The sequence below is a fragment of the Mucilaginibacter sp. genome (genome assembly GCF_964263795.1).
Lineage (GTDB): Bacteria > Bacteroidota > Bacteroidia > Sphingobacteriales > Sphingobacteriaceae > Mucilaginibacter.
Genome location: NZ_CAXVWK010000076.1, coordinates 21,067 through 32,396 on the forward strand (window position 1 = coordinate 21,067; position 11,330 = coordinate 32,396).

The window sequence follows — 11,330 nt, forward strand, 5'->3', positions numbered from 1 at the left end:
TAATTCTGTCGCATGTCCTTCGACAAGCTCAGGATCACCCCCAGCGCGTAAGATGAACACAGCGCGCTGTCATGGTGAGCGTGTCGAACCATTGGTTAGCTATACTTTTAAAACACATCCCCCAAAAGCCAATCAATCACCGTTACTTTTAAATTTATATACATAATTTTCTTATGTATATAAATAATTTATATATTTGACTCATGAGCACTAATCCGTTATTAAAAGGAAGCCTTCAAACAATTATCTTAAAGTTATTGGAAGATAACGACCAGATGTATGGTTACGAGATAACACAAAAGGTAAAAGAGGTGTCGGACGGGGAGATCATGTTAACAGAGGGAGCTCTGTATCCTGCATTGCATAAATTGGAAGCCGATGGTTTTTTAGAAACGTTTACACAAGTGGTTGAGAACCGGGTAAGAAAATATTACAAACTTACCGAACAGGGGGGCAAGGAAGTAACCAGTAAGCTAAACGAAGCACAGGCTTTTATAGATCAGCTGCAAACACTGTTAAACCTTAAACCGGCTGCCAAATGAAACCTACAGCACAGCAAATAAAAACCTTGCAGGATTACCTGCACCAAACACTGGTTTATCGTGAAGCTTATGAGGAGATCTACGACCATATCCTGACTGCCCTGGAGCATCAACCTGATAATATCCCATTTCAGGAAGCGATAAATAACATTATCCGGGTGGACTTTGGCGATCCTAAAAATTTACTTAAGGTAGAAAAAAGCATCAAAACAGCCTTAGTTAACGATGCTATCCGCAAATACCTGGGCTATGTGAAAAGTTATTTCGCACCGCCGGGACTGTGGTTTACTGTAGTTGGCGCATTGGCCGCTTACTACTTTTTCGTTAACGCCAAGGTTAGTCCGGGTGTTGTTATGCTAATATTTGGGTTTATCGCTATTTGCCCTTCTGTAATATGGTTATTACGGTTGTACAACACAGGCTATATTTTAGATACCACGCGTAAATCGGCCAAGGATAAATTGTTCGAAACGTTTACAGGAATACCCGTCCGGGTCTTGCTTGTACCGCTTTTGTTTACCAGCATTACCAACTATACCTTATGGCAAGTGAACAATAACTACCTCATTACTCTATTCTTTGTGATTGGTGTGATTTACAACCTTTCATTGTATAAACTTTACAAAGAAGAATTTAAAACAGCCTCTGCCAAATGATACTAACGTCATCAGAAATGCAATGGGTATCTGACCGGATGAAGGTTTACGATATCAAGTACCAGGAAATCTATTACGAAATCCTTGACCATATTATCACCGCCATAGAGCTGAAGCGAACTGGCGGGGATACCAGGGAAATAGCCATAGTTTTCCAGGATGTGGTTGACACAGATTTTTGGGGTTATGCCGGTATAGAAAGCCTTGCCTTGCAGCAGGAAAAGATCTACCGTAAGTACGTGGGTAGCAAGTCCTCAAAAATGCTTAGGTCAAACCTTTTGGATTGGCGGATATGGCTAATTACGGTCGTCTTATCAGCGCTGGCCTATCAGTTACCCAATAACCGGTTCACGCACATTGTGTTTTTATCGGCCATATTTTTATTGGCGTTTACGCCGCTTGTTTATTCATACGCTCTGACATCCCGTAACGTTAAAACCATCAAAAAGAAAAGGTCGCTTTTAAAGGCTCACGTTATATCGCACACATATTTGCCTGCCATGCTGTTAAATTCCATTATCTATCTGCCTACCTTTTTTACAGGTCTGGCCGATGGCGACAACGGGTTTAAATTGATGGCACATTGGCCAATGCCGGCGTTAATGGTTGTGCTGATGTTTTTTACTGTACTAAATTACAGTTTCATCAGTTTGTGCCGGCAGATGTTAAGGAAGGCTTAATTAAGCAGCATGATCTTCTTACCATAATCAATTACAGCATGGTAGCGCATGAGTATATCGCTGCCTAAAACGCCTAATACCTCCGGGTGGCCCATATCTGCGTAGGCGATGTTAATGGTCGACAGATCGAGCACGGCTACCTCCAATTCGGGAATCAGGAGGTTTCCCAGCCAAACATTCTCTAAAACGGCCGTAGCTGATATCATGGTGTTGGTACCTAAGCCGGTAGATAACCTTTCGCTTGCCGTGATAGTAGCGGATTGATTGGCCTTTTGCAATAGTTGATGATCAAACGCCGTTCGTGATGCGCCGGTATCCAATACCAGTTTAAAAGGTTGATTATACAGCACAATATCTATCACCGGGTGGTAACCGTCGCCGTGGAGGTCGATAATATCAAGGGGGATTGTTACTGCGTTTGCTTTGGGCATGATGTTTAAAAAAAGCAACACAGCGCTTTAAGGTGCTGTGTTGCAAATGTATTTAACTTAACCGGTAACTATTATTAAAACGGATAACCAATAGCCAGGTTAAAGATAGCGGTACGGAAACTTGGTGATACCGAGCGACTGCCGCTGCCGTTAATATATGGGGTTAACAGCGGGAAACCCAAATCAGTACGCAATACCAGCACGGTAGCATCAAACCTTAGACCGAAGCCTGCATCTACCGCCAGTTGTTTGTAAAAGTTTGGCCCGAATGTACCGCCCGCCTGGTGTGGTTTTGCATTCCAAACGTTACCAGCATCGGCAAATAATGCGCCGTACACAATACTGAATAACTTGGCACGATACTCCAGGTTGGCCTCTAACTTAATATCGCCCGATTGATCAGCCACAAAACCGTTGTTCAACGCGGTGGCGTCGACACTGCCCGGCCCGATCGAACGTGCCCTAAAGCCTCGTAAACTGTTTGGCCCGCCTATGAAGAACTGCTGGCTGTATGGCAAAATAGTAGAGTTACCATAAGGTAAACCTGCGCCTGCCAAAATGCGTGCAGCGATTTTGTTGCCTGAATTTATCTTATGAAAAAACCTGAACTCTGCCTCGGCTTTAACATACTGGTTAAATGTAGATCCCAGGAACTTTTTCTCTTTTCCGGCAAGTGTATCTGCCCCGCTAATAATACCGTACAAATTATTGGACAGGCTTACTTTGCCACGGTAATACATACTGTTCGTACGATAATCTTCCGTCGTGTTATCGTAAGTATAAGCATAACTTGGGCCCCATGTAAATTGCGGATCAATAACGTGTTTCAAGGCCGGATTACGGTTGTTTGGATTATTAATACTGTCAATGTACAAACTATCTACCCTTCTTAATTTTGTAGATGATATTTCCAGCAGGTTTAACTCATGCAATTTATGTATATCCGTTTTAAACTGGTAACCAAATGATCCCGAGAACGTGTTGAGAGAATATAGCTTTTGCCTGTCTGTTGAGGTATAACCTAACGTAAGTACCGTCCGCGGAATATAGGCGTTAGCCGATTTGAAATTAAACGGACTGATAAGTCTTGGCCATGATAGCGAGGTTTGCGCACCGTATTGAAACACATTGAAACCGCCATTTTGCCCGCCAACCTGTACGTCTGTGCTACCAAATAGGGTAAAGGTTAGCAATTCGCCGCCTTTAAACGCGTTACGATTACGCCAGCTCAGGTTAATTTGCGAACCGGTGTAGTTAGCAGATGTGGTACGCCCCAGCAGCTCCAGCTGTAATGACTTGCGCTTGTATGGGGTCAGGAAATAATAAACGTCTAGCTTAGGAGAATCCGGCGTTACATCCTCAAAGCGGTTCTTAACGTACCGGTATGGCCCCAGGTTAATGAATCTGTTTAGCGAGTTATTATGTACCGTGCGGCTGTAGGTATCATTAGGATGCAGCAATACCGTATTGGCAAACAGGTAGGGCCTTGCCGTTTTACGAGGATCGACAATGTTATACCAGCGGTATGCTTTTGCCGAATCTAATTTTAACGAGGTATCCCTTAGTGAGTAGTTAGGATAAACGTAAATATTACGGATTGAATAGATCTCACGTGCTCGCTCGGGAGTGGTTGGTTTAATACGCACATTCAAATCAACCTGGTGGTTAATAATAGTGCTATCTACCTGAATGATCAACTGCTCCGGCGCAAAGTAAAAGAAACCTTCTTCCTTTAAGCGGGTGTCGATGCGCAACCTTTCAGATTTGATGATATCCAGGTTGTATTTTGCGCCCTTCTTAAGCAGGGTTTCTTTCATGGTGCCACGTACTGCAGTATCTAAACTGTTGTCGGTAGCTACCGGGAAGGTAACGTCTCTGATGGTATATGACGGACCGGGAAGTACTGTGAAAACAGCTTTCGCTGTTTTCTTTTTGCTCACCGTGTCGCCGCTTACCATTGCCTGAAAGTAGCTTTCGTTTTGTAAACGGTTTTGCATGATCGTACTGTTCTTGGCCAGATCTACCTGGCTGATCAGCACCGGTGGTTCGCCATACTTACTAAAGAATTTCTGGATAAAGCCTTTGCGTGCTTTGGTTTTGAAGTACAGCCATAATTTAACCCGAAGCCCTAAGGGAGCTCCGTTTGGCTTGGGGCGAACTAAGGTTTTCAGTTCGGCACTTATTGCTTTATTATCTGCTTTCTTGGTGCTGTCTATCACTTTAATTTCGGGGCCGGTGTATAGTTTTTGCCCATCGGCCAGGTACTTGGTGGTACTGCACGCACTTAATAATACAGCAACAAATAATAGATATCTTAAACGTTTTATCATGGTGTGGTCGTGGTCTGGGTCTTAGTTCTCATTTCTTTATCTTGCTGCTGCTGCGCTTTTTCCTGCTCTTCTTTCACCTTTTGTTCTTCTTTGTATTTTTTGCGCATCTCGCGTTCTTCCCTGTTACGTTTCCTGAAGATCTCGCGGAAGCGGTTATAGTCAACAGTAAGGGTAAAGGCTAACCCGGTCTCAATTACCTGGCCCTGTATTACGATATACTCATCCTTACGGTAAGCCCGCAGCGAATAGCGGCCATCTTTAGTAATCTTATAGCCTACCGATACGTTACCGGCAATGTTTGATGTTTTTTGCCCCTGCTGCGCGCCTTCCAGGTTAAAGTTGTTACCTACCGATACGGTAAGGCGGTCGTTAAGGAAGCGTTTAGAAAGGCCTACATTTAAATCGGTACGGTTGGTAGCAGTACCTGATGAATAATCTTCGCCGGATGTTAAACCAAAATTGAGGTCGACACCCGAAATTAAATTACCTGCAAGGCTGTTCAACTGATCGCTCAATAAACTGCTTACACTGTTACGGATAGCGCCGCCAATGCCTGCGCTGCCGCCCTGGCTTTGTAACGGGTTATCACCAATAAAGTGGCCCAGCACTAATACGCCCAAAACCTGTTTGTTCAGTTCGTTCGGGTCCTGCCGTACTTGTGCCAGTCGGGTATCAACAGTTGTTTTTACATCTGATGATACATTTAAATTACCCTCCGGCAAAGTGATATCAAAGGTAATAGTTGGTTTTAGCAACTCATTCCGCAAATTAAGATCGACATTGAACGGAAGTTTTTGCCGGTACTGCGTAGTGTTAGATTCGCCTCCTAACTGGTTCGAAACTAAGTCTATCGGTGGTACGTTTGCAACGTAGGTAGCCGTCAGATCAATGTTGGCACTTGTCGGATCGCCTGTCCAGGTGATGGTACTACCCTGTTTAAAGTTAAACTTGCGGCTTACAGTAGCGTACGACAAATTGTAAGATCCTTCGTTCACCGTGTAAGTACCGGTTAAGCTGGTTTTTCCGCTTGGGTCGATACCACCGTTTAAGTGCGCCTCGCCTTTCAATCGTACTACATCACCGTTTCGCTCATCAACTACAATGGTAAAGGCTGCGTTCTTATCAATGTTTACCGTCGCAGTAACATCAAGGCCGGTAATTTCTGATTTCTTGAGCGAATCCAGTTGTCGTGCAAGGAGTATTGAATCCATTTTTGGCGCGCTGTTATCTACAAACTCTACTACGCCCTCGCGGTCTTCAACGCCCGGGTCGGATGTTGGCAACACGATGGCAAAATCAGTTTTGTCGTTTACAGTAAGGTTGGCATCTACTACTGGTTTAGCCATATCGCCCCTGATCTTCACATTGGCGTCCATAAACAGTTTACCGTAGAATAGCTTATTATCTTCCTTAGTTGAATTAATAACCCGGAAGTTACTCATGCGGATGTCCATCCCGAATTTAAAGTCGGTATAGGTTTTAGTGTAGATGGAACCGGAGATGATAGCTTTATTATTGGTGGAATCAACCAGCGTAAAATCGTTAAAGCGAATGCCTTCATCGTTAAACGTGATGCTCTCCTTCGGCATAGTAAAATAGGAGTTCAGCATCGATACATTAAATGCTACTTTGTTGAAGTTGATGTCGCCCCGCACGGCCGGCGCACTTGTGGTCCCCGTTATTTTAAGCGCCCCGGTAATGTTACCACTCGAGTTGCGGATACTGCCGAAACTAAACCCTTCGATACTTTTCATACTCAGGTTTACGATGTTCAAATTCAAATCGAACCGGCTTTCGGGTTGCGTATAATAAACACCATTCATATCTACCTGGTTGCCTTTACCGGTAATACTCATCTGCGCAGCATAGGCGTTTGCAGTTTGGTTATTAACCTTTAGTGCGATGTTGCCTACGGTATCACCTTTAAAGTTAAAGTCGTTTACATTTAGCGCCGCTGTAAATAGCGGTGATTTCTGGAAGTTGCTTACCACCGCGTTTCCGTTTATCACACCACCAACCAGTAACGAATCTTGTTTGGCCATTTTGGTAATGGTCTCTATCCGGAAGTTGCGGAAATCAACCGTTATAGGTGAATTGAACTCTCCCGAATTACTGTTGACACTCAAAACCTGGTTAGAGTTTGTAAGGCTAAAGTTGTGGGCCAGTATACCCTTTTTGCCGTAAAATAAGGCATTATCCGGATTTACTGCCCAGGGGGTGTAGTCAAGCAGTACGCCGTCCTGTAAAAAGCTAAACTGGAACTGGTCTGGCAGTGCGGCAAAAGTACCCGCAACACGGTAACGCTCTTTGCGGGTAGCATCACGTACCTGCAGGCTAATGCCCAGTTTATTATTTTGTGCTGCACCGGAGATGCTGGTGTATAATAAGTCTAACGACGAACCGACTTTTACCTCATCTACCGTTAAGTTATAGTTCAAAGCATTATTGCCGGTATTAATGGCCAGCTTCATATTGTTTACGGTATTGGTACCATAAATAACCCTTGGTACAGATCCGTTGACAATCAATTCGCCCGATGTGCTGTTAAAACGTCCGTTAAATAACACAGGGTCAAGCTGTTTAAGATCAGGTACAAATTTTTCCACCAGCGGGGTTTTAACCAAGCGGGCATCAAATGTGAATTGCTGCGGCGAATATTTCACTTTGGCGCGCGGCGTTTTGCTGCCCAGGCTTGTATTGTAATATTTATCTATCACGTCCTGAACGGCAGGTGCTATTTCTGTTAACTTATACTTGCCCCCCATGTGTGCGTAAAACATTGGCGTTTTTAAGCGTAACGAGCTGCTGTCGGCGTTGGCGGTCGAGATCAGGCTGACCGTATCCAAGTTAATGCGTGTACCCGCGTTGTTCACCAGCAGGTCGGTTGCCAGGATGTTGGCATTCAAATAATCCGGATCGGCAGTTGGTACATCAGCAACTATCTTTCCATGGAAACGCATTACGTTGGTGGTAAAATGCAGTTTCTGCAGGTCTATGCTGTCCACAAGTAAGGTTGCATTTACCGATGGATATTTTTTGTTCATGTTGGCCTTGGCATTCAGCGTGAAGTTGATATTTGGATCAATCATGCGGGCCCTGGCTACATAAGCGCCGTTGCGGGCGGTACCGTTTAACACCAGGTTTTTATAATTATATCCTTTCACATAAGCGCTTGCTACCTTACCGTTAAATTGCAGGCTGGCTGTCTTTGGATCAAGGCCGGCGCCTTTAATATTGGCGGTCATGGTAACCATACCTACCATTTTAGGGTTTTTGGTAAGTGCCCCAACGTTTAAGTTATTGGCTTTAATATTGGCCGAGTAAGTTTCACTGCCTTTGCGCTTTCCGCTTTTCATGGCAGCCACCAGGTCGACCGCGCCATAACTGCTGCGCAGGTTCATGTTGGTATTAAAGTTTTTCATGGTACCCTTAAAAGTCCCCTTAAGGTTCATGTTAGGCGGAATACTTACGGTTGGCGGTATGGTGCCCTTAGGCACTAAACGCGCAATATCATAACTGCTGGTGCGGAAATCGGTAATATTAAGGTCGAAATAAGCCTTCTCTACATCAGGCAGGCCACGCATAGTGGCAGACGCTTTAACGTAAGTGTTACCAAAGCCGCTAAGTTCAATATTTGGAATGCGCAGGTTATTCACCGTACCGTTAACACGGCCGTTAATTTTGAGTACCGTATTAGGCGAGGATTTAAATGGCTCCATAGCCGACATGGTAGGTACCAGCAGTAATATATCGCTCAGCGCCAGTTTGCTGCCATCTAAATTAGCGTTGATGCTTAATTTGCCCAGGTCTTTGGTAAGCGATTCAATAGACGGATAACCCACCTGCAAGTCCTTTTGAATGACCGATTGAGGGGTTTCAACTAACAAATCTTTTAAGTAAGCGCTTTTTGGCCCGTAAAAAAAGGCGGTATGAAATTTATTGATCTTTAAACCACTTTTTTCGCTAAATGTAAATGAATTGATCTTACCTGAAAGGCTGTCCGGGTTGTAGGCGATGTTCTCGGCGTCGGCGTTCAGGTTCTTGATATCCATGTGGCCAAAATCCAGCCCGCGGGGGATAGATTTCTGTGCATCGTTATCAAACTTAATATTGTTATTGGTAAATGTGATCTTGCCTAGTGCGGCTGTCCACCCTTTGGCCGTTTGTTGTTTAGACACCAGGGTATCCAGCTTTTTAACAGCGTTAATTGCAGCCTTTACCACTGTTTTTGGTTTGGCAAATCGCAAACCGGCAGTGGTGTTATCCAGCGTAATGTTTTTGATGCCTACAAACTGGTTCTTCAGGTCAATCTTGTCCATATTCACCACAAACTTGCCCAGGTTAACACTGGCGTCCATTTCTGAAGCGCGGTAGTCAACCTTCACCTTATCAATATTGATCTCACCAAGAGAAAGGTCCATGTTCAAAGGCTTAACGGCGGTATCAACAGCTGCAGTTTGCGCAACAGACGACCCTGCGGGTGTTTGGATGATCTTGGCGTTAACCCCACTCAGGTTTATTTTAGGGATAGTGAACTTCATCTTCTCCAGATCAAAATCCTTAATGCGGGTATCAAAGTGGCCCAGTAAAAATTTAACATCGTTACCGGTAGTTACATCCTTATATTTTACGTTGATCCGGTCAAGGATGATCTTGTCTACAGAAAACTGCATGGTCGATGTCGTATCTTCCGGCTTTGGCTCCTTTTTCTGCTCGCCTGCAAATGCCTTAATAATATAGTCGAAATTAAATAAGCTATCGGGCCCGCGGCTAATGTTTGCAGTTATGCCTTCCAGGTTAATTTCGTTCACTTCAACTTTGTTCTTTAGCAGTTTCATCAAAGTGATGTCTACCTTAAGTTTATCGCCCGCAATCAGGGTATCTTTTTTCTGATCTTCAAAGTAAACGTTTTCCAAAACCAGCAATTTGGGCAAGCCAAGGCTAATGTGCCCTATCTGTACCTTAGTGTGAATTTTGTTTTGTAAAAATGTTACAGCTTTATCCTTTGCAAAGTTTTGTACTGCGGGCACCTGTATTAAAATAACTACAAGCAATATCAAAAAAATGACACTTGCAATTATCCAGAGAATTGTTTTAAGGGCTATACGTCCAAATCGTTCCAAATCGTGTAAGGTTAGGGTTACTACTTATAGTTGTACAAATAATGTGCAAAACGCCATTTAATACTGGTTTTTAACACCTGTATCAAACTAATTGTTTGTCGCAAAACGGGCGGAACCGCCCTGAAAATGTATATCGGCACGTATGTAATACCTTCTTTACAAAAAAAGCATGCCAACGGTTTGCCCGGTCAGTTAAAGTGTGGCCTATAGATGGGCAAATGTGGAAAACATGACAATATCTATTCTTTACCGCCTTTTGATTTTTGATAAATTTGTAAACTAAGGATATAGAGAGAACGCCCCATGCCCGAATTTTCGCACTTACACGTACATACCCAATTTTCGTTACTTGACGGTGCTGCCGATATAGGTAAACTTTACAAAAAAGCAGCAGCCGACGGTATGAAAGCCCTGGCTATTACCGATCACGGTAACATGTTTGGCGCGTTTAAATTTGTGGCCGAAGCAGGTAAACATGGCGTTAAACCTATTGTTGGCTGCGAGTTTTATGTGGTAGAAGACCGGCACAAGAAGCAGTTTACCAAAGACAAAAAAGATAAGCGTTACCACCAGCTAATGCTGGCTAAAAATGCCGAGGGTTACAAAAACCTTATTAAGCTTTGCTCGCTTGGATATATAGAAGGCCTTTACAGCAAATGGCCCCGGATTGATAAAGAACTGATCCTTAAATATCATAAAGGAATTATTGCTACAACCTGCTGCCTGGGTGCATCTGTCCCACAGGCCATTTTGCGCGATGGCGAAGCCGCTGCCGAAATTGAATTTAAATGGTGGCTTGACCTGTTTGGTGAGGATTTTTACATCGAAATGCAGCGCCATGATATCCCGGAGCAAAATACGGTGAATCTGGTGCTGGCCAAATTTGCTAAAAAGTATAATGTTAAGGTGATCTGTTCGAATGATTCACACTATGTGGATCAGCAGGACTCAAACGCGCATGATATTTTGCTTTGTGTAAACACCGGCGATTTGCAAAGTACCCCGATAGCAACCGACGAAGAAGGTGGCAAGGGTTACCGGTTTGGCTTTACTAACGACCAGTTTTATTTTAAGACCCAGGCCGAAATGGGTAAGCTTTTTAGCGATATCCCCGAATCGTTAGATAACACGGGCGAGATCGTCGACAAGATAGATACGCTGAAATTAAAGCGCGATATTCTGCTGCCTAACTATGTCATCCCTCCGGAGTTTAAGATTCACAGTGATATGACACCCGATGCGGATACCCTGAACCAATGGGAGTACTTAAAGCACTTAACTTTCTTAGGCGCCAAAGAGCGTTATAAGGATATTAGCCCCGAAGCAGAAGAGCGGATCAACTTCGAGCTGTTTACCATTCGTACCATGGGTTTTGCCGGGTACTTTTTGATCGTGGCCGATTTCATAAGGGCAGGGCGTGATATGGGCGTATTTATTGGTCCGGGCCGTGGTTCTGCAGCGGGATCAGTAGTGGCCTATTGTACGGGTATAACCAATATCGACCCGCTAAAATACAACCTCCTGTTCGAACGTTTCCTGAACCCGGATCGTAAGAGCATGCCCGATAT

General features: G+C 44.0%; 7 protein-coding genes. 4 read left to right on the plus strand and 3 right to left on the minus strand.

Translation table 11 applies throughout. From position 1 onward, the window contains the following. The first annotated feature begins 203 nt into the window (after positions 1 to 203). From ACE5CV_RS12985 to ACE5CV_RS12995, 3 genes are read left to right on the plus strand one after another with little or no spacing between them, the layout of a single operon-like run. The gene (locus ACE5CV_RS12985; protein WP_374950607.1) at positions 204 to 542 is read left to right on the plus strand and encodes a PadR family transcriptional regulator; all 339 of its coding nucleotides are present in this window, start codon (positions 204 to 206) and stop codon (positions 540 to 542) included. After that, positions 539 to 1,198 (plus strand): hypothetical protein, encoded by a 660-nt coding sequence (locus tag ACE5CV_RS12990; protein ID WP_374950608.1) that lies wholly within the window; start codon positions 539 to 541, stop codon positions 1,196 to 1,198. Before ACE5CV_RS12985 ends, ACE5CV_RS12990 begins: the two co-directional genes overlap by 4 nt. After that, positions 1,195 to 1,878 (plus strand): hypothetical protein, encoded by a 684-nt coding sequence (locus tag ACE5CV_RS12995; protein ID WP_374950609.1) that lies wholly within the window; start codon positions 1,195 to 1,197, stop codon positions 1,876 to 1,878. The genes ACE5CV_RS12990 and ACE5CV_RS12995 overlap by 4 nt, the downstream gene beginning before the upstream one ends. Here the strand turns inward: ACE5CV_RS12995 and ACE5CV_RS13000 are convergent. The 3 genes from ACE5CV_RS13000 to ACE5CV_RS13010 all read right to left on the minus strand — a co-directional run bounded on the left by ACE5CV_RS13000 (position 1,875) and on the right by ACE5CV_RS13010 (position 9,762). Then, on the minus strand, positions 1,875 to 2,309 hold the full coding sequence (locus tag ACE5CV_RS13000) for an aspartyl protease family protein (RefSeq protein ID WP_374950610.1): 435 nt from the start codon (positions 2,307 to 2,309) through the stop codon (positions 1,875 to 1,877). The two genes, ACE5CV_RS12995 and ACE5CV_RS13000, sit on opposite strands and share 4 nt — an antisense overlap. A 74-nt stretch (positions 2,310 to 2,383) precedes the next feature. Next, the gene (locus ACE5CV_RS13005) at positions 2,384 to 4,639 is read right to left on the minus strand and encodes a BamA/TamA family outer membrane protein (RefSeq protein WP_374950611.1); all 2,256 of its coding nucleotides are present in this window, start codon (positions 4,637 to 4,639) and stop codon (positions 2,384 to 2,386) included. Then, on the minus strand, positions 4,636 to 9,762 hold the full coding sequence (locus tag ACE5CV_RS13010; protein ID WP_374950612.1) for a translocation/assembly module TamB domain-containing protein: 5,127 nt from the start codon (positions 9,760 to 9,762) through the stop codon (positions 4,636 to 4,638). The genes ACE5CV_RS13005 and ACE5CV_RS13010 overlap by 4 nt, the downstream gene beginning before the upstream one ends. Positions 9,763 to 10,065: 303 nt before the next feature. On the opposite strand from ACE5CV_RS13010, the gene dnaE reads away from it, so the two are divergent. Then, the coding region (gene dnaE / locus ACE5CV_RS13015) for a DNA polymerase III subunit alpha (RefSeq protein WP_374950613.1) at positions 10,066 to 11,330 on the plus strand (1,265 nt) is incomplete at its 3' end.

Bases quoted from the DNA above. Each gene is read 5' to 3' on its own strand.
- ACE5CV_RS12985 (WP_374950607.1), top strand. From the start codon at position 204: ATGAGCACTAATCCGTTATTAAAAGGAAGCCTTCAAACAATTATCTTA.
- ACE5CV_RS12990 (WP_374950608.1), top strand. From the start codon at position 539: ATGAAACCTACAGCACAGCAAATAAAAACCTTGCAGGATTACCTGCAC.
- ACE5CV_RS12995 (WP_374950609.1), top strand. From the start codon at position 1,195: ATGATACTAACGTCATCAGAAATGCAATGGGTATCTGACCGGATGAAG.
- ACE5CV_RS13000 (WP_374950610.1), bottom strand. From the start codon at position 2,309: ATGCCCAAAGCAAACGCAGTAACAATCCCCCTTGATATTATCGACCTC.
- ACE5CV_RS13005 (WP_374950611.1), bottom strand. From the start codon at position 4,639: ATGATAAAACGTTTAAGATATCTATTATTTGTTGCTGTATTATTAAGT.